At 42.8% G+C, this 21,365-nt stretch carries 11 protein-coding genes and 1 pseudogene; 6 read left to right on the top strand and 6 right to left on the bottom strand.

The genetic code is table 11. The annotated features are described in order from the left end of the window. Positions 1–26: 26 nt before the first annotated feature. The 6 genes and pseudogenes from recC (at position 27) to EGC80_RS13240 (ending at position 13,298) form a co-directional block, all read left to right on the top strand. Positions 27–3,782: an exodeoxyribonuclease V subunit gamma gene (gene recC, locus EGC80_RS13265; RefSeq protein ID WP_124014198.1), complete on the top strand. Its 3,756-nt coding sequence runs from the start codon at positions 27–29 to the stop codon at positions 3,780–3,782. Further along, complete coding sequence (locus EGC80_RS13260; RefSeq protein ID WP_124014199.1) at positions 3,782–7,627, top strand: UvrD-helicase domain-containing protein; 3,846 nt, start codon at positions 3,782–3,784, stop codon at positions 7,625–7,627. Before recC ends, EGC80_RS13260 begins: the two co-directional genes overlap by 1 nt. After that, positions 7,621–9,684, top strand: a complete 2,064-nt coding sequence (gene recD, locus EGC80_RS13255; protein ID WP_124014200.1) for an exodeoxyribonuclease V subunit alpha — start codon at positions 7,621–7,623, stop codon at positions 9,682–9,684. Before EGC80_RS13260 ends, recD begins: the two co-directional genes overlap by 7 nt. Positions 9,685–10,566: 882 nt before the next feature. Further along, a pseudogene (locus tag EGC80_RS13250) lies at positions 10,567–10,947 on the top strand (reverse transcriptase N-terminal domain-containing protein); the annotation flags it as partial. A 67-nt stretch (positions 10,948–11,014) separates the two neighbouring features. After that, positions 11,015–12,174 (top strand): IS3 family transposase gene (locus EGC80_RS13245; RefSeq protein ID WP_407695556.1). Its coding sequence is split into 2 segments (ribosomal slippage): positions 11,015–11,288 and positions 11,288–12,174, totalling 1,161 coding nucleotides; the frame shifts between segments, so codons are not numbered across the junction. A 29-nt stretch (positions 12,175–12,203) separates the two neighbouring features. After that, entirely contained in the window at positions 12,204–13,298 is a 1,095-nt protein-coding gene (locus EGC80_RS13240; protein WP_233768500.1) for a reverse transcriptase domain-containing protein, read from the top strand. A gap of 385 nt (positions 13,299–13,683) precedes the next feature. Here EGC80_RS13240 and EGC80_RS13235 read toward each other — a convergent pair whose 3' ends face one another. From EGC80_RS13235 to EGC80_RS13210, 6 genes are all read right to left on the bottom strand, one after another. Beyond that, complete coding sequence (locus EGC80_RS13235) at positions 13,684–15,444, bottom strand: DUF2326 domain-containing protein (RefSeq protein WP_124013354.1); 1,761 nt, start codon at positions 15,442–15,444, stop codon at positions 13,684–13,686. Next, positions 15,437–15,670, bottom strand: coding sequence for a hypothetical protein (locus tag EGC80_RS13230; RefSeq protein WP_124013355.1), 234 nt, complete (start codon positions 15,668–15,670; stop codon positions 15,437–15,439). Before EGC80_RS13230 ends, EGC80_RS13235 begins: the two co-directional genes overlap by 8 nt. Next, entirely contained in the window at positions 15,663–16,541 is an 879-nt protein-coding gene (locus EGC80_RS13225; RefSeq protein WP_124013356.1) for a hypothetical protein, read from the bottom strand. The genes EGC80_RS13230 and EGC80_RS13225 overlap by 8 nt, the downstream gene beginning before the upstream one ends. A gap of 817 nt (positions 16,542–17,358) precedes the next feature. Then, entirely contained in the window at positions 17,359–17,580 is a 222-nt protein-coding gene (locus tag EGC80_RS13220; RefSeq protein ID WP_124013414.1) for a penicillin-binding protein, read from the bottom strand. Between the two features lie 252 nt (positions 17,581–17,832). Beyond that, positions 17,833–18,870: a sodium:calcium antiporter gene (locus EGC80_RS13215; RefSeq protein WP_206191862.1), complete on the bottom strand. Its 1,038-nt coding sequence runs from the start codon at positions 18,868–18,870 to the stop codon at positions 17,833–17,835. Positions 18,871–19,581: 711 nt separating this feature from the next. Continuing rightward, a complete protein-coding gene (locus EGC80_RS13210; protein ID WP_372491451.1) occupies positions 19,582–21,276 on the bottom strand; it encodes a DUF885 domain-containing protein in 1,695 nt (564 codons plus the stop codon). Positions 21,277–21,365: the final 89 nt, after the last annotated feature.

The raw sequence follows: 21,365 nt of genomic DNA, 5'->3' as shown, positions 1-21,365 counted from the left end.
ATTAATCTCAAATTAGCGGGTTGCCCATGCTTACTTTAATTCAATCTAATCAGATGGAAGTGTTATCTGAACAACTGGCCAAACTATTGGCCATTCCCTTAGATAACGTCAGTTTATTAGCCAGTGAGCATGTGTTAGTACAAAGCCCGGGAATGTCGACTTGGCTACGCTTAGAGATTGCTAAACACAATGGTATCGCTGCCGCATTATCGTTCCCTTTGCCATCAAGTTTTACCTGGCAGTTGTGCCATGACTTGCTGCCTAATGTGCCAAAAGATAACGCCTTTACCAAAGCCGCCATGACGTGGAAATTGATGGACTTATTACCCAGTCTGTTAGATAACCCTGATTTTAGTCCGCTAAAACAATACTTATCACCGCAAGTAGATACCACAATAGATGCATCAACTGATGTTGCTGATACAGATGTAGGTGTAGACGCGAATACTGATACCGATGTTCATACAGCAAATACCCACGCCTTATTGCAACTCAATCAGTCACATGACGCGATTAAGCTGTTTCAATTGTGTGGCCGTATTGCCGATATTTTTGACCAATACTTAGTCTATCGCCCCGAGTGGATTTTAGCGTGGGAGCAAAACCAGCCATTATCGAGCCTAGACAATCGCCTTACATTAGATGAAAACCAACAATGGCAACCGATCCTGTGGCGGGCATTAATCGACTATAACCAACACCATTTACACGCCAGCCATTATCATCGCGCCAATTTGCATGCCGACTTAATCGCAACCTTAGCCAATCCAGACACTGACTTATCCATGCTACCCGCACGATTATACGTGTTTGGTATTTCCTCCATGCCGCCGCAAACGCTGGATGTCTTGTACCACTTGGCCAGTCGTATTGACGTTATTATGTTATCACTCAGCCCTTGCCAGCATTATTGGGGCGACATTATTGAACCCAAAACCCGCGCTCGCATGGCACTGCAATACGCCAACAAAAAACAACTCGACCAAGACTGGGAAGACAAGCTAGAAGTGGGTAACCCGATATTGGCCAATAATGGTCAAATGGGCCGTGAACTGCTCGATTTAATGCTTGGCCTACCGCCAGAACATACCGACTTTGGTTACGATTGTTATGTGGAACCCGAGCCCAACAACCTGCTGCACGGGGTGCAATACGATATCCTACAAATGGAAACTCTTGGCCAGCCATTAGGGCCAAATGCAGATTTATACCAAGATATTCATGCTCGCCGTGAATTATTACCCAGCGATGATTCGATTACGCTGCGCAGTTGCCACAGTGCCCTGCGAGAAGTAGAAACCTTACATGATCACCTTTTAGCGTTACTGTCTAACAACAGTGAATTAACCCCGAAAGATATCGTGATCATGATGCCCGATGTGGCCGCTTACGCGCCTTATATTGATGCGGTATTTGGCACCGCCAACAGTCAGTATTTTGCCGATAAAAACCCGCAAAAAGGCGACTACTATATTCCCTATGCCATTGCCGACCGAGGCGCGGCGCAAGAGTCACCATTAATTAATAGCTTTTTAAGCCTGTTAAACATCAATCAAAGTCGCTTTGGCCTAACGGACATTATCGGTATTTTAGAAGTGCCGGCCATTTTGCGCCGCTTCCAACTCGATGATGACGAATTGTCATTGATCCGCCGCTGGTTAGATGATGCCAATGTGCGTTGGGGGCGCAGTGAACAAACGCGCAGCCAATTAGGCGTGCAACCTTTTACACAAAACTCATGGGCATTTGGCATTAAGCGTTTAATCCTAGGTTACGCCTTTAACGACGAGGCCGACATTTACCGCGACACCTTAATGGTACAAGGCATTGAAGGTCAGTCATCACAGGCATTAGGTAAACTGCTCAACTTTTTAGAAACCATTGACCGCTATTTTACGTTATTTGCCAGCGACTTCAGTACAACTGAACGCCTCGAGCAATTACAGCAGTTACTAGCCGATTGTTACGACACAGACGATGATGAACGCGAGCAGATTCAAGCCATTCGCGACGCCTTGGTTACCCTCGACACCGAACTTGACAGTGCCGGTCATCAAGGCCAAGTGAATATCGAAGTGTTGAAACAATGGTTTAATCAACGCTTAACAGAATCCCGAGTCGGCCAACGTTATCTTGCCGGCAGCGTCAATTTTTGTACTTTAATGCCCATGCGCTCTATTCCCTTTAAGGTGGTGTGTTTGCTGGGCATGAATGACGGCGTCTATCCACGGGTACAACATCCTGTCGGGTTTGATTTAATGGCCCATTTTGGCCCTAAAAAAGGTGACCGTTCGCGCCGATTAGACGACCGATACCTGTTTTTAGAGGCGTTATTGTCAGCCAGAGAGCAACTGTATATTAGTTATATTGGCCACAGTGAACGCGATAACGCTGAGCGTATTGCGTCGATGTTAGTCTCTGAGTTAGTGGAATATTGCCAACTAAGCTACCTGCCGCAAAAAATGGTGCAGCAGCTTGAACAGCAAGCTGATATCAACCTTGATGACGCCGACAAAGCCGTATTAACCCAGCTCATTCAAGCACAACCATTACAACCTTTTGACGCTAAACTGTTTCGCGACACACAACAAGCTGTCGATAGCTTAAGCAAATTACAACACAGTTTTAATGCCCAATGGTGCCCGCCACCAGCCAATGCGACCATCAATAATCACTTTTTCCAGCAAGCATTACCTTTATCGGTCGAACAAGCCGATGAGGTATTTGCCCACACTCAAATCAATAGTGAAGGGATTAAAGTGGTCGAGCTTGAGTTATCGTCATTAATCCGTTTTTATCGTAATCCGGCGCAATTTTTCTTTAACCGCAGTTTAAAAGTGGATTTGTCGCTCAATATTCAAGCCGATGACAACGACGAACCCTTTAGCTTAAATGCACTCGAGCGCTATTTACTGCAATCAAGAATGCTCGACAATGCCATTGAACACCAACTCGACAGCCCTGATAATGAGTTGCTCAGCAAGCTCAAAACCAGTGGTGAACTGCCGATGGCGCCGTTTGACGACTTGTTAATCAGCCAATATTTACGCGATATATCGCCATTGATTAATCGGGTACAATTTTTACAAGATCAACAAGCCATGCACACTTTACATGTGGATGTTAACTTTGATCTACTGGTGCAGGATTTACCAGCACAAGAGCATGCACCAAAGGTGCGAGTGAATCTTGTCGGGCGTATTGACGATATTTTGCCTAAAGGTTTAGTTAATTACCGCCCAGGCACCGCCCACGGACGGGATTTTATTCGAGTATACTTACGCCATTTGTGCATCAATGCTATGGCCAATTCGTCAACGTCGGGCTTAGGTAAAAATCAATTTAGTTACCTACTCGACATTGGTCATTTTCATGCCTTTGCACCAATTACTGCCGAGCAAGCCAAAGCGCAATTGATGCGCTTTATCACTGGTTTTATTCAAGGCCAAGCTCAACCCTTGTGTTTTATGCCTAAAACAGCTTTTACCTATGTTGAAACCGAAGGCGATCATGATGAAAAGCTGCTCAAAGCCCAGCAAAAATGGGATGATGGCCAAAATAAATTTGGTGAAGGTCACGATCCACATAACCAGCGGTTATTTCATTTCCCAGACGACTTTGGTGAAGCGACATTTGGCGCGTTAGCCAACCAATTACTGCAGCCCATGTTAAGCCAATATCACAAAGATAAACTGGCGGAATTAGAACCCTTTGTCAGTGGCACAGCGGTAGACATTCAAGCGCAATTCATTTCCAGCGCAGCCCAACAAGGAGCGCAATAATGGAGCCTATTAACGTCGCACCGCTAAATGCCCTCACCTTACCTTTTTCCGGCTCCAGCTTAATTGAAGCCAGTGCGGGGACCGGCAAAACCTATACTATTTCAGGTTTATATTTACGCTTGTTACTCGGTCACGGTGAGCAATCGCCGTTAAGTTGTGAGCAAATTTTGGTAGTCACCTTCACCAACGCCGCAACCGAAGAGCTGCGAGACCGTATTCGCAAACGGATTAACTTAGCGTTTAAGCGTTTTTTAGGCTTAGCCGTTAATGATGACTTTATTGAACAACTTTACCAAGACACCTCAGAGGCTGAGCGCCCAATAGCCTTAAGACGCTTAGATTTAGCCTTAAAGTCGTTAGATGAAGCGGCTATTTTCACCATTCATGCCTTTTGCCAACGGGTGTTGTCCGACATGGCATTTGAATCATCATTGTTATTTGAGTCAGAGTTTACTCTCGATGACAGTGAGTTTTTACACCATGCGGTGCGCGATTTCTGGCGTGAAGTCTGTTATCCATTGCCACCCTTTTTGGCCCAAGCCATTAGTGATGTGTTTGCAGAACCCGATGTTTTAGCCCAAAAGCTGCGACCATTATTAGGTGCCAGCCAAGCTGTGCTATCAAAACAACCACCAGCCTTTGAAAAACTGCAACAACAGCTAAGCCAAAGCATCAGCCGCTTTACCTTACTTTGGCAAAGCCTGCACGACAACACGCTGGAATTATTACAATCGTTACCCTTAAACGGCCAACGTTTTGGTAAAGCCGCCGACGGCTACCCTAAGCTTAGCCAACTGTTTGACAGCGTGACTAACTGGGTTAAATTTGGCCAGGGATTACCGCCATTAAAAGCGCTTGAACAGTTAGCATTGTCCGAGCTAAAGCTCAACAAAGGTGGCGTGATCCCGACGGCAACTGAAGCGCCATTACTGGATCATATTGAGCGTTTACTGGAACTGATTAACGAGCTGATCCCGTCGTTTTTAGTGCGTGCCCGTGAGGGAATACGTCAGCGTTTTGCCGGCCAAAAACAGCAACGCAACTTAATGACCCCAGATGATTTGTTGCTCAGCTTAGCCATGGCGCTAAGCCAAAATCCAATCACCCTCGCCCATGCCATTGCTAAGCGGTTTCCGGTGGCGTTAATTGATGAATTCCAAGACACCGATCCACTGCAATTTACTATTTTCAATCAGGTGTATCAGCAGCCGTTAGCCTCACAACTTGAGTTAACCCCAGATACATCTGCTAAGGCTCAACAAAATGATACGCCTAAAGGTCACTTAAGCTTATTAATGATTGGCGATCCCAAACAGGCTATTTATGCTTTTCGTGGCGCTGACATTTATACCTATATTGCCGCGCGCCAACAAACTCAAGCGCATTATAATCTTGATACTAATTACCGCTCATCGACTCAGTTAGTTAATGGGGTTAATCAGTTATTCAGCCAACATGACGATCCTTTTATTAGCCAAGCCATTCCTTATGATAGTGTCAAAACACCCTCATCGGCGGCCAATAAACACCTTAGCGAAGCTAAGCCAAATCCCGCAGCACTACGGATCCGCTTATTAGCAGAAGACGATGTTAACGGCCTAAATAAAACCACCGCAAGGCAGCGCTTAGCCGCTGATGCGGCCAGTGAAATAAAGCGCTTACTCACCGAAGCACAACAAGGGTTATGTAAAGTCCATGCAAGCCTAGATCGTCCAGGCGAGCCGTTAATCGCTAAAGATATTGCTATATTAGTGCGCGACCGTAATGAAGCCGCAATAATGAAAGCCGCGTTATCAGCCCGTAAAATTGGCGCAGTATTTTTAAGCCGGGACAGTGTATTTAACACCATTGAAGCCCGTGAAATGGCGATTCTACTGTACGCATTAGCCACGCCCAAAGATGAACGCGCTATCCGCGCCGCACTCGCCACCGAACTGGTCGGTTTTAATGCCCAACGCATTCATCAATTTAATCAGAATGAAGAGCAACGTCAGCACGTATTAGATCAATTTCTACATTGGCATCAGTTGTGGCAACAGCGCGGCGTAATGCCAGCGCTGCTTAACTTTGCCAGCGAAACCCAACTGATCCACCGCTATTTGTCGCAATCATTAACCTCCGAGGCCATCGATGTTGATGACCATTACACTAGCATTGACAGTAACTTCAATGATGCTGATGAAGACAACGCAGCAGATTTAAAAGCATCGGGTGAAAGACGCTTAACCGACTTTAGGCATTTAGCCGAATTACTGCAGCAAAAAGCCACTGAACTCGATGGCAGCAGCGCGCTTATTAACTGGTACGAGCAACAACTGATTGGTAACAATGGTGGTGATGAGCAGCAACTACGCTTAGAAAGTGAACAGAACTTGGTGCAAATTGTCACCATTCATAAGAGTAAGGGCCTAGAGTATCCAGTGTGCTTTGTGCCGTTTGTCAGCTTAGCCCGTGGCAATAAAAAACGCCCAGCACCTATGATGTACCATAAAAATGAGCAGCTTATTTGGGATGTCGACGCCACCGACGAAGGCTGGGAGCAACTGAAACAAGAAACCCTCGCCGAAGATTTACGCCTGCTGTATGTGGCGTTAACACGACCGGTTTACGTGTGTTATGTGTATATTGCCAACCAAAGCCGCCAGTTAAAGGCTGGGATCAGCAGCCAGTTGCATGAAACCGGTATCGGTTATTTATTAGGTATTACCGACAAGAAAACTGACTTTGCCCTTATTCAAGCCAGAGTGAATGCGATTGCGACCTTACCGGCGATGAGTGTGCAATGTTTAACCAGCGATATTGACGATTCAGTACTCGCAGATATCAATGATAATAATGACGCCTTAATGGCCAAAAAAGTGAATCGCGCAAAGAGCTTAGCTTGGCGGGTGGGCAGTTATTCAGGCTTAGTCAAACACCTGCCACATGAAAGAGTCGCGCCCGGCGCCGATGATGAAGATTTCAGTGACGAGTTAATCCAATTACAGTTGCAAGATGACGTTATCACCGAACCGGTACTGGATCGCTTTAGTTTCGAGCGTGGCGCCAATGCCGGTAGTTTTATGCATCTAGTGTTAGAACTATTTGATTTCACCCAAGCCGACAGCGAACTGCCACCAGCACTGGCTAAAGCCATGAAACAATATGGTTTTGATGAAACCCTTTGGCATGATCCGTTAACCACTTGGTATCAGCAAATATTAACCGCACCGCTATTTATTCCGCCATCGTTTTCCGCGCCATTAATTACCGCGTCAGCGTCAGAGGATGCGTCACTGTCTGCTATAGATAATAGCCAAGCTCAACCCACTTCGGCGGTGACATTGAGCCAATTAGGCATGCAGCAAAAAATGGTCGAAATGGAGTTTTACTTGCCGATTTCAACCTTACAAGCATCAAAATTAAATCACCTTTTGCAGCAACACGGTTATGTCGGCGGACTCGACTTTGACACCTTAAAAGGCATGCTAAAAGGCTTTATCGATTTAACCTTTGAACACCAAGGTCAATTCTTTATCGCCGATTACAAGTCTAATCATTTGGGTGATAAATATAGCGATTACACTCACTCGGCTATGGCTAAAGCCATTGATAGTCATCGCTACAACTTACAATACATCCTCTATACCTTGGCGCTGCATCGCTACTTGTCGCTCAGATTACCGGGCTACCATTATCAGCAGCATATTGGCGGCTGTTATTATCTGTTTTTGCGCGGTATGCATCCACAGCACCCAGGTGCGGGGGTGTTTTATGACAAACCACCGCAAGCATTAATCGAACAACTCGACCGCTTATTTTCAGGTCAGACCGACAATCGTGCACCGGAGACGTCATCATGTTAATGCTCAGCCACCCGATCACACAGTTACTCCAGCTTTGGCAACAGCAGCGACTCATTACCGCGCTCGATCGGCATTTTGCTTTAGAGCTGGCCAATATTGAAACTATCAATAACGATCCAAGCATCACCGAAGCACAATCGCAGCTATTTTTACTCATTTGCGCCTTGCTCAGTCAGCAATTGTCTAATCAGCACAGTTGTTTAGTCATCGATCAAATTGATTTAGCCAATCCGATGGCAGAAGACAGCTATCGTCATGCTGAGATCAATTGCTCTATCAAACTCAACCATCAACAATTGATTGATCAAATTTGTTTATTCGACGCTGTGGGTCAGCCGGGCGATAACACCCCGATGATTTTTGAGCATGGGCGCTTATATTTAAACAAGTACCATTTCTTTGAAACTCAAGTCGCCGCTAAGTTAACCCAACTGGCCCATCAACCGATTGAAAACGAGTTAACTCACACCAACCTGCCGCAACTTATCGAGTGCTTATTTGCCGCAGAAGACAGCGATAACAAGCAGTTTAACTGGCAAAAAATTGCCACTGCCACCGCATTAGCCAAGGCATTAGCGGTGATCACTGGCGGCCCAGGAACTGGTAAAACCACCACAGTGACTAAATTATTATTGTTACTGTTGACCCAATCGGCGCTAACAATTCGTTTGGTCGCGCCCACAGGTAAAGCGGCAGCAAGATTGAGTGAGTCTATCAAGGCGTCTAAACAGCGTTTACTGCAAGAGCTAACCCAAGTCAGCGACCCAGCATTGGCGAAAATATTAATCGATTCGCTAAAACAAATTCCTGAAGAAGCCTCAACATTGCATCGACTATTGGGGGTGATCCCCAACTCGCATCAATTTAGGCATTATCAACATAATCCACTGCGGTTAGATTTATTGGTTGTCGATGAGGCATCAATGGTCGACTTACCTATGATGTATAAATTACTCAGCGCCCTACCGTCTCATGGCCGTTTGATATTATTAGGTGATCAAGACCAATTAGCCTCGGTAGAAGCAGGCGCAGTACTGGCGGATATTTGTGTTGGCCTAAAACAGTCTAGCCAAGCAAACACATCACAGTGGTCAATGCGCTACAGCGCCGAGCAGGCCAAGTTAATTGGGCAATTAACCCAACAAGATGTCAGTCAGTTTATTGATCCACTGCCAAAAATGGGTGACAGTTTATGCATGCTGATGCACAGCCATCGTTTTAAAGGCGATGCGGGTATTGGGCTGTTAGCGAGTGCGGTCAATCAATCCAATGTCAGTGCAATCCGCCAAGTATGGCTACAAAAACATGCCGAATTAAACTGGTTTGAGCATCAACATAACGCCCTGGGCGATAACAGCGGCAAACAAGCGTTATTGACCTTATCGGTACAAGCTTATGGTGAGTATCTAAGTTTGGTGCAAGAAAATCAGCAAAGGATAAATCAGCAGACGATGTTGGATCAAGCGGATGTACAAGACAGTGTCATAACATTGCCCCATTCAGAACAAACCATCATCGACAGCTTCAATCACTATCGGGTGTTGTGCGCCATGCGCGCCGGTGAGTTTGGTGTTGAGGGCATGAATATCGCCATCACCGACAGCCTTAAACAGACCAAACTGATTAATCCACACCATGAATTCTATTTAGGTCGACCAATCATTATTCAAAGTAACGATTACAACTTAGGCTTATTTAATGGCGATATTGGCTTAATCTTGCAAGACAGCACTAAGCCGAGTCGCTTAATGGCCCACTTTGTGATGGCCGATGGCAGCTTGCTCAAAGTATTACCGGCACGCTTACCGAGCCACGACACTTGCTATGCCATGACAGTACATAAGAGCCAAGGCAGCGAGTTTGATAAGGTCAGCTTTGTATTACCCCATAAGCCCAGCCCAGCCCAATGGCAGTTACTCAGTAAAGAACTGCTTTACACCGCCATCACCCGCGCAAAGAACCATTTCTATTGTTTAGGCACTAACATGATATTTGAAAAAGCCAGCAAACAAGCCACATCCCGCGCATCAGGACTCGCATGGAGATTGTGGGGCTAATTGTGGGGCTAATTGTGGGGAGAGTAGTGCTAAATAATTATTCCCTTAATTCGTACTTACTAGGCTTTAGCTAAACTTTTTGTTCATTGTTGTTAATTGCCTGCCGCAGACTTATGTGCAGATGATTAAGTGAGACGCCACAAGCACCTCCATGTGGGCTTAACCAAAACGTCCCTGTTTTGGATACTCACTGACTCATCTGCACCTGTAATTTAACTATCTTCGATTTAACTTCATGGTTGTCTGGAGGTAAAATCTATACAAGAACATGATAAAAGATAATCAACTAACTCGTTTTTGGACGTGCGACCTGAGGTCGTATGAAGCGCTGTTCACCGCGATAAGAGTGAACCATCTGTATCACCAGGTGCCCCTAAGACTCTGAATAAAGCAGCGAGTCTGACAATGTAACGATATTCGGCTTTTGCCGAATGGGAACAGAATCGTGAGAGGATGTTCTTCCTGATAACCACAAATCGGGTAAGTGCTAGGGTGTCAGTATGATGAACGTAAGTGAATCCATGTAAGGTGCGTTATACGAGAAACAGCGGAAGTGGTTTATACGCTGTGGCCAAAATGGCAATGAGAGTTGGAAAGAAATTGTCCAGTATTCTTTCGTGATCGATACGCTCTCCGCACTATAGTGGGCATCTAACCTGACGTTGCGTGACATACGGAACAGGGTAAGCCTGTATTGCTCCCTTTGGGAAAGTGGTCTGCGAAGACTGCCGATAGTAATGCAGGTAAAGGAGGCTAGAAAAAGCAAATGCCGCATTGTAATGATATGGATACAGGTTGTTATCTGGCGCGAAAGCGAGCTGACTTCTAGCTGGTCTCCCGTTGCAAGATGATTTGAAGAACTTTATTCAAGGAGAAACGCAAATGATGGCTTCAAACGAAGTTAGTGCCTCTTCTGACAGCACTCAATGGCAATCCATTAACTGGAAGGCTGTTAAGCAACATGTATTAAAGCTTCAAATGCGCATTGCAAAAGCAACCCGAGAAGGTAAACACGGTAAGTCGAAAGCATTGCAGTGGATACTCACCCACTCTACATCAGCAAAATTGCTTGCTGTTAAAAGAGTTTCTCAAAATAAAGGCAGCAAAACACCAGGAATTGACGGCATCATTTGGAACACTGATGCTCGTTGTATGACTGCGGTGAATCAACTGAGTCGAAAAGGCTATCATGCCAAACCGCTCAGGCGTATCTACATCCCCAAGAAAAACGGCAAACTCAGACCTTTAGGCATACCCTGCATGTGTAATGGTCTAATGAAACTGTAGAGATTTATAGCTTAAAATAAGCAAAATCTTAAAGGTATTTATTATGATTAGAAAAACTAAAATCACTGTCAGCCCTCTTCAAAAATTAGAATATGCCAAGCTGATGGTCGAACAGGGTTACACGAACAAGCAAATTGAAGATATGTCAGGTGCAGGTAAATCTGCGGTGTCTAGATGGAAAGTGCAGTACCAGGCTGAATTAGCCGGTAAAACACCGAAAAATGTCAAAGCATTAACTGAAGAACAACGAAGAATACAGCTTCTAGAAGCCCAACTAAAACAAGCCATGAGGGATAATGATATCTTAAAAAAGGCTGCAGCTTTCTTCATTCGAGACAATCAAAACTTAAAATGATGCGCGAAGTAAAGAAAGCAAACCCAGGCTTTAAAATGAGTGAATTATGCCGAGTATTCGAGATCAGTTGTAGTAGTCTCTATTACAAACCGATCCCAAAAAGCGTTGAAAAACAGGCTCAGATACAATTGATAGAGCAAGCTTTCTCTGAGTCACACTCGACGTATGGCAAACGTCGAATACAGGCTGATTTATTAGATTTAAATTGTAAGGTTGGGGTTTACGCCATAGCTAGCGTAATGAAAAAATTGGGATTAATAGCGATTAAGCCAAAGAAAAAGCATTACTATCCAAATCAAGGTGAGGAGCAAGTTTACGCACCTAATTTGCTTAGACGACAGTTTAACCCTACGACTTATAATACCCATTGGGTGGGTGATATTACCTATATAAAATCACATCAGGGGTGGAGTTATTTAGCCTGTGTACTTGATTTAGGGACCAAAGAAATCGTTGGGTATGCCTTATCAAGCCAACCCAATGCAGCGTTAGCGACAGCGGCATTAAATAACGCGATACAACGTCAGAGGCCAAATACACAGGAGTTGATGTTTCACTCAGACCAGGGTTGTCAGTACTCAGCTAAGGTGTTCAGAGAAAAGCTAAAGCACTTAGGCATTGAACAAAGTATGAGTCGTAGAGGAAATTGTTGGGATAATGCGGTGATGGAACGATTTTTTAGGAGTTTAAAGACTGAAAGATTAAACCGTTTAGCTTTTACCAATCACAGCGCAGTAGTGAGCGTGGTTGAGCAATATATTCAGTTCTACAATTACAAACGCAGACATTCGGCAATAGATTATAAGACGCCACATCAGAAATATAATGAGTTAAAAAAAGCGGCTTAAAATCTCTCCAGAAATACTTGACCATTACAATGATAGATAGAGCGCAGCAAGCGCTTCATCTTCTCGCTTTGGAGCCTATTTCGGAAACGGTAGCCGACCTCAATAGCTATGGCTTTCGACCTAATCGAAGCGCAGCAGATGCAATTGCACAGTGCTTCAAATGTTTATGTATGAAGCGCTCTAGCCAATGGGTTCTTGAGGGTGACATCAAAGCCTGTTTCGATAAGATTGGTCATCAATGGCTTATCGACAACATTCAATTAGATAAACGAATGCTGAAACAATGGCTTGGATGTGGTTATATTGATAAAGGATTGTTCTATAAAACAGCTGAAGGAACACCACAAGGTGGGATAATCTCCCCAACGCTGATGTTGCTCACGCTGGCTGGGTTAGAACAGTTGGTTAAGTCTATTGCCTGTAAAACAGGGAATAGAGTCAACTTTATCGGATACGCAGACGATTTTGTCATCACAGGTTCTTCGCAAGAAGTCCTAGTTAATGAAATCAAGCCGCAACTCATTGGCTTTCTACAGGAAAGGGGCTTAACACTCTCTGATGAGAAAACACACATTACTCATATCAATGATGGTTTTGACTTTCTGGGATTCAATATCAGGAAGTACAAAGGCAAACTGCTCATTAAACCGAGCAAGAGCAACGTTCTATTATTTTTGAGCAATCTACGTGAATTCATCAGAAAACATCCCACAATACCTGTTAATGATTTAATCAAAATATTGAATCCGAAACTGAGAGGATGGGCGAACTATTATCGCCACAGTGTTGCAAAGCAAGTTTTCGGTTATGTAGGCCATCAACTTTTCTGGCTTTTATGGCGATGGGCGGTAAGGCGTCACCCCACGAAAAGCAAAGACTGGGTACGTCGAAAATACTACATGAATCGCATAGGTGGGTGGCAATTCCACGGCTGGCAGAAGATTGCCAACATGGACTGCCATTTTAATCTGGTTCAGATAGCTCAAACGCCGATAAAAAGACATGTGAAAATCAGGAGTGCAGCGACGCCTTACGACCCAGAATATGAAGTTTACTTAGGTAAGCGCAAGCGGGTAAAGGAAAGCAGAAACTCTTGGTTTGATCCTGTCTTGGCTGCTATATAGGGTGCTGGGTAACAGAACACGCCTTAGTGGAGGCTTGAGCCGTATGCAGTGAAAGTTGCATGTACGGTTCTTAGGAGGGCGGTACTTGGTAACAAGTGCCGCCTATCCGACAAAAGCTTGTTAGAGTATTGAGCCTAATCAATCTCAGATTGATTAGAAAAAGTATCTTAGTTTATTCGAAATCCCTAATTTTCTCAGCCCCCTTTATCAATAACAATTTCAATCCAACGACGATAATTTCAGCTTAGTCATAGCTTCAAAATTTATCCTGAATTGTGGGTGGCTATATTTATCTTTTAGTCATAGCTTCAAAATTTATCCTGAATTGTGGGTGGCTATATTTATCTTTTTCAGGAGCTTATTTAGTTTGTAATACCTTCACGACTTAACCGAACTCTTTACTAAGAAACATGGCTTCAGGCTTATCTTCTAGCGTTATTAGAGTCCTGTCCTCTAGCTTAAAATCTAAGGCAACAGAAACACCTTCAAGTTCGGGAAAGATTATCTCGTCTTCATTTACAGTGATTATATACTGTACATCTTCGAAGGAATTTAGCATCTTATTGATATAATTTAGAAACTTAATTCGAGTCTTATGAGCAATCGCATGGAATACTCCATCATGAATCATGAAACTTGGTAAGTTATTCCCCCCCTTTAGTGAGCAAATGAAAACTGTAAGGTCAAACGCAAGGATCTTAAACCTGCCTTTACCCAATGAACTCCCTCGTGGGACTTCTAAACTCAGTTTAACTGGGCTGTTTTGGTTTGCCTTGAACTCAATGTTGAAATATGGGCTAATATCCGAACTTTCAATATCAACAGAGCCTTCGACTAAGTCTAGGTATACATTTTTAATATCTTGACTCAATTTAGCAAGAGTTGGCTTCTCAGCAAGTATGTTTTTTACTGTGTTCCCCACTCCCAATTTTCTATCCGCTATTGCCTCTTCAATAGAGTCCAATTGCTCAATATATGCCAGTTGTCCAGACAGGTTAGCCTTCTCATCAATTAGGTTTAAATAGGCAGATTTCAAAGCGTCAAAAGCAGATTGCTCATCTAACATTCCATATAATTTTGAACGATTTTCTTCAAGCCCTACAACCTTTGTCTTAATAGAATTAAGCTTGTTTTGATATTGCACTTCTCTTTCTTTTAGGAACTTCTTTCGATTGGAAGAAATATCCTCTCTAAACTTAACGACTTCATCAAGACTTTTAAGAATAAAATCAGAGAATTCAGAGTGTATTTGAGAATAGAAGTTGGCTACATCTTTTGGGTCAACATCTATATCAATTTTTAGGCTTTCTTTAATTTGTTTAAACTTACTAGCTAAGGCTATACGCTGCTTATTAAGTTCTGAAATGTCACTATTTAGAATGAGGATCTTACTTTCAATATTAGAGGTGTTTTCGTCAAAATTATAATTATCTAACCCCGATTCCAATTTATCAATCTTTCTGACTATAGCATCACACTCGCCACGAAAATCTTCAATAGACTTACCTGTTTGCTCAGTGATTTGCTTATTAATTCTGGATTGGTCAGATCGTAATTTCTTTAACTCAACGCTGTTATTATCAAAATCCCAAATTAAAGTATTATCGATTCCTAATAGAAAGAAAATGTAGGCGAATAACTCTGGTTGACGCTTCCCTACTGTAAATTTAAGAACATTTTTTGGGTCTCTTTGAGAAAAGTTATGATCATTCTGTAGGTAAAAAGACATTAGTGTTCTAAACCACAATGGGTCGTAAACCCCTGACTGGCCTTTCCCCATTTCAGCACCTAGGATTAAACGGAGGTCAGTATCGGTAAACTCGTTTAGAGCACCATCGTTAACTCTGTACAGCACTTTCCTTCTATCTTCAAACCCTCTCTCTATAGAGCAGTTGTTGTTACCGAGTTTAAATTCAAGTTTTACAGTTTCTGTTTTCAAAAAAGAATACTTCTCGCTAAAGAAATCAGCCTTAACACCGTCAGATAGTAGGCAATAATCAATAAATTTGATTATGGTTGTTTTCCCAATGCCATTTATGTCTTTTCCCGCTTTTGAGTATCTACCTAGAATGATGTTCAGACCATCCTTGAATACAATTTTATGAAATAGGTCTGTAGGTGAAGATAGAGACGTAAGTTTAAACATTTTTCAATATTACCTTGTAATCATTGATGGTGAGGCAGCCTAAAGAGAATAAAAACAAGATGCCTTCCATAAATTGATCTGGCGTGTAGTTTTCGTATTTCTTCAAAAACTGTTTCATCAACGTTTCTATTATCATCTCTCCTCCAGCTTTGATTAACTGGATTATCTTTGATGAGATAACTGAAACATGGTTATTCAAATCCATTTCTATATGAGCATTAACCATTGATAGTCTCCGAGGAGGGTTTCTTTCCATATAAACATTGTTCGAAAAAGTAAAGCATAACGATTCTCATATTATGGCGGTAATAATCATCCTGCACTGCTTTATTTTGCCCCATGATTTCAACTAATGAATTCATTTTACACTCAAAACTACCTGAAAAAATAGAGTATGTAGAGCGGATTTTACTTCTTATCGCAGCTACACTCTCTTGTCTTGCACACCCTACCACGCTTGATACTATTGGAAAAATAGCGAGAGATTCTTCATACTCATCAAAGAACATATCCCAATTATCTTCACTTACATTAAGCTTAATCTTATCTTGGATGTATGCTGGCTTTTTATAGGGTTCGAATGGTTGACCTTCCTCACATATCTTTATTAAATCTTCTATAACAGTAGAAATAACATCGTTTGATAAGTAATGCTCAGGAATGTTTAATGATCTGCAAATTGTTATTTTTTTTGACCATGTTTGTTCATTAATTTCTTGGAGTAAAGCTTCTATACATATGATTGTAGAGTCAGGTTTAAGCTTTTCAACGTGTTGAATCATTTGAGCGGTAGCTTCTAAATTAGTTACGACTCTCCACCCCTTATGAGTAGCTGCCCAGTTATTACTATATGAACTGAAATCATCTTTAGTTTTTTTCTTAAAATCAGTTAAGCTATATTTTTCAGGGGCATAAGCTGCTAATACAGTGTCTCCATTCAAAATCCCATCTGAACCACCATCTCGCTTCTGCTTGACTCTTTGGAACTCTGTTGAGCCATGTATACACAAGTAAACCCGATCCATACCATCTTGAAAAGCAGTTCCTTTTAGGCTTACAAGCTTTGTTTTTATAATTTCTCGTAAAATGTTATCCATGTAAAACGCTCTATTAGGTTTTAACTTAATGTCACCAAAGCACTCATTTCTTCCCTGAATAGGTCTAGCTTACGGTTTCAGTTAGATAACGGGACTACGGTCTGATTACTATTCGACGATAGCATATTAAACCCTTATTTTAAAAGGAATATAACAAGATCCAGATTAGTTTTAGCTAATAGAGATTGGTCTGGTTTAGAGGGGCGGAAATACTTCTCAATCAAATTTATCAAGTCCAACCAGCATTAAAGTGAAGACCATTTCGCCGCATACCGAGCTTCAGCTCGATTGTTTTGCCAAACCTCGCGACGCGCTACAAAAGTAGATTAGAAAAAGTACCTTTAATCCTTAAAGATTGTTAAACATATTTTTTCGAATAGAACTCTTTTTCATTATAAGCATGATGCTCATTCAGCGCTTTCCATTTAGATAACTCATACTTCACTTCCTCAGGAAGCACTAGCCTCTTATGAAATTCACCAATTTGAGAGCATTGACGATCAGAGATGACATATCTGTGACTATTCTCGACCAACATCCGATTTATGACATTAGTTTTCTCCACACTAAGCCTAATTCCTCTAGGTGATGGAAGTTTTTTATCAACCGAAGTATACAAAAGGTGTTGAGGACTTAGTATAATCGTGCCACCCATTTTTCTACCCTTGAAACATTCACCCAAAACACTAGATTAAGCAACCCAAGACGTTACCAAAAAATGGGTTGTCGACTGCCAGCACGTCACTGGGTTACCTGCACTACTATTACCGTTCCATTTTTATCGCTATATCACCTAACGACACTCAACACCACTAAATCAATATGATGAATTGGGCGTGCTCTCAGGGTTGATTTCACCGTAAACCTCTTCAGGATCAACATCATTAATCAATAACATTCCCCTAACGGTTTCAATGTGATCTAATATCTTTTTGTAATCATCACCATACTCATATTTAGTGACTTCAATTGATTTAGGCATGTAGGTAAACGCAATTTTCAATGCGTTTAAAGCAGGTCCATTCATTTTTTCACTCATTTCCTCACTCATATAAAAAATTCCTCATCTAATTGTTTGGATTTTAAAGCGCCTTATTTAACTTGACCACTTCACGCAGACTTGCGATTGATTGTGTAAGTAAAAACCAGGCGAGTTATGTCGGTCCGCTGGAGTAAAAATAACCATGCTACATTATATGGCCCAACTTTCTCTAGATACCTTTGGCTAGCTTATTAGGCCGCTCTCTCATGGTTAACATCCCGTATTTCAACAAAAGGATTTTGAACCGCGCTACGGGGATACAAATAAAGTAGCTATCCCTCCGAAATACAACATCAGCAAAATAACACTTTCCAAACCAATGTTCCCTAGCCCGTGGCGCTCACGATAGATCAATCCCATGATAAGCACACATGTCATCAGCATCGAGTTGGCGAGCCAGAATTGCTCGGCGCTCGAAATGGCAGCATAAATAGAGCCTTCTCTATAGGCTAAATCCGATGCTGCGATGAATAGCGTGTCAAATGCATTGCCGCCGATAATATCACCGACAGCCAAGTTTGGCGCGCCCATCCTAACCGCGGTGATGGCGACAACGAGTTCAGGAACTGACGTAGAGACGGCCGTAAACACTCCGCCGACAATGCTGTGTGACAAACCCGTTTTATCCCCAAGAGGTATTGCAAGTTGCGCGAGACCCCAACCAGCCAAGGCGACAATAGCCGCATAGCCGATAAATTGTAGCCAGAGCCTCCAAAGGTAACGGCTGCGATAGCGGTGACCCGCTGGTTCTGATGCAGTGTCGGCCGTCTTTCTCGGAAACCACATCGGCATGTGGTGCATACGGGCCAGCAGATGAACACCAAAAATATATGCAAAGATCACAATCACCGTCGCCGGATGGACGGCGAAGAAGCTGATAGTCGGGAAAGATAACGCTAGCGCATGGATGCTTAGTAAGGTCAGAAGAAAGGCTGACATGAATAGATTTTCAGCGGATGCAGCTGCGTGCTCCAGGTTCGCGCGCTTGTATGCAATATCAGCTAAAGCAAGAAACACGGTTTGTGCCGCTATGCCTCCTAAGCCGTTGCTTACTGCCAGTTCCGCGTATCCCGCGGCAGCGGCTGAAACGGAAGTCGTGATCCCAGACAGCGATGTTGATGCACCAATGAAAACCGCTCCCATAAGTGCTTCACCTAAGCCCGTATTGTGGGCAAGGTCGCGTGCGGTTTTAGTCATCTTGATACCAAACCAACCGATGATAGTTGTGATGCCAGCGAAGGCTGTCACAACAACCGCCAGCGACCAGCTGCCTGGGTCGACTATCATGTGAGTACTCCAAACATCCTGTTAGAACTCAATAATAGCAGTCAACAGCCTTTTTTGAATACCTATGATTGAGGTAAGTTTGCTAGCTTAATAACCCGTTTGGAATAAACACAGACGGCGCCAGTGAATCTGTATTCAAGATAACAATTTAGTCTTCATGGGTTGTTCTTTTTGCAAGGCATAAATCGCTTGTTGGACTTGGCCGATGCTTAATCCAGATTATGCACTTTTACGACTATTCAAACGGGAATAAGATAGATTTCATTCATTAATTACCCTCGAGATGTGTAATCGTCGTGACCAATATGCCAGGTCCAACTCAGCAGAAAGGCTTAATACGAATCAAGTTAAAGAAGTGGTTAGTTTTATAAACTAGTATTTAAGCACAGAGCCAGTGTTGGCTGGATGAGGTCCCTCTGCCGGTGTTTTTCAAGCTCGTTTTCACTCTACACTTTCACCATCTTCGGTTAATGTCAGTAAAGCACCTACTGCATTTTTAAATGAATGGCCAAATTCGGTGATTATTTTCAACCTATTTTCTGCAGGCATATTCAAGTAATAGCAAAATAATAATGAAGATAATGGTGTAATAACGAGGCGGGATTACCGGGACAAAAAGTTAACAAACCAGTTGTGATGCAACTGGTTTTTAGAGCGTAAATCAAGTTAACAGCTCTGATTGAGGCTAACTTATGGCTAACTTATGACGACTTATGTCGTTTCTGCTTGCTTGGCCGCAATATAACTGTCGATAACCCGCTCAAGTAAGTCCAGAGGCATCGCGCCATTTTTTAAGACTGCATCATGAAACTCGCGTAGATCAAACTTATCGCCTAAGCTGTCTTTTGACTTTTGACGCAGCTCTAAAATTTTCATCATACCCACTTTATAAGATGTCGCCTGACCCGGCATTACAATATAGCGCTCAATTTCAGACACCACATCGCGCTCAGCACGGCCGGTATTATTGGCCATATACTCGATAGCCTGCTCTCGGGTCCACTTTTTATGGTGAAGCCCTGTATCGACAACTAACCTTACTGCTCGCAGTAACTCATCCGTAAGACGACCAATATTATCTGCAGGTTTTTTTTGAAACCCTTGCTCATAGGCTAAGCGTTCAGCATAAAGAGCCCAACCTTCGATGTAGGCTGTAAAAGGGGCAAAACGTCGAATAAGTGGCATACCTTCCAGTTCCATCGCAATAGAAACTTGAAAATGATGCCCCGGGATCCCCTCATGATAGGCTAAGGTTCTCATGCCGTATTTAGGCGTTGTTTTGATATCGTACAAATTAGCGAAGAAGCGTCCTGGACGAGTACCATCCAATGATGGACCTTGGTAATACGCACCTGGTGCTGTTTTCTCTTTAAATTCAGGAATACGGACCACTTCCATTCCCGCTTTAGGGCGAATATTAAATGTCTCACCTAATCCTTGGTCAACTTCATCTAATATTGTTTGATAATCTTTTAGAATTTGTGCGCGGCCTGCATCTGAATCGTCATAATAAAACTCTGGTCTGGCAGAAAACTCATTCATTGCCGCCAAATATCCATTTGAAACATCAACACCTTCAGCGTCAAAAATGGCCATCATTTCTAGGTGAATACGCGCCACCTCAGACAAGCCCAAGTCATGAATATAATCTGCGCTGTAATCTGTAGTGGTAAAAAATCGCAATGCTAATTTGTACGCTTTATCACCATCAGGCAAACGCCAGTAACCATCGTCAGTACCGGCTTTCGTTTTTAAGGTATCAAAGTAATCAATAAACAGGTCATAAGCTGGGTATACCGCATCACGAATAGCGACATCGGTTTGGGCTAAAATAGTTTTTTTATCTTCGTCACTGATGTCCTCAGCTTTATCCATTTTGGTTTGTAATGAGGTATACAGAATATTGTCTGTGGCAGGAGTAGCGATAAAACCGCGCATTTCATCTAACACGCGATCAATAACAAAACGTGGAGGAATGATGCCCATTTGTTCGCGTTTCTTAAGCCCCAATAAATATTGACCAAACTTGCGATTAACTTCTCCTAATCGTGACAAATAATTGTGCGCATCTTCTAGAGTATTCACTTGGTGAGTCGATTCCATAAAGCTTGGAAAAGCGCTTTGAATACCAAACATTTGGTTAGCGGGATAATTATGATATTGATATTTTTTGAACTCATCCAACATATCTAATAAATACAAGGCCACGTCTTTCGACAGTTGTTGATTTTCATCTAAATCAACATTTTGATATTGCATTAACCCCTTACGAAACTCGACCAATTCATCAAACATAACTTGATCGTTGGCGGGGTCAACATTATCTAAGTGAGCGTTATGACCTGTTATTCCTACTGACTCAAGAAAGCCTAATGACGTTAATGTTTTTGGGTCTTTAAAGGCCATTTTGACCAATGCTCGGTCGAGATAAGCCCTAAATAAAAAAGGTTTGTCTGCATACCATTCGTGTGCGGCAAATCCCCCCCCCCAGTGTC

The sequence above is a fragment of the Shewanella psychromarinicola genome (assembly GCF_003855155.1).
In the GTDB taxonomy this organism is placed as follows: Bacteria; Pseudomonadota; Gammaproteobacteria; order Enterobacterales; family Shewanellaceae; genus Shewanella; species Shewanella psychromarinicola.
The sequence above is the reverse complement of the archived record's forward strand: the minus strand, read 5'-3'. Positions and strand labels throughout refer to the sequence as shown.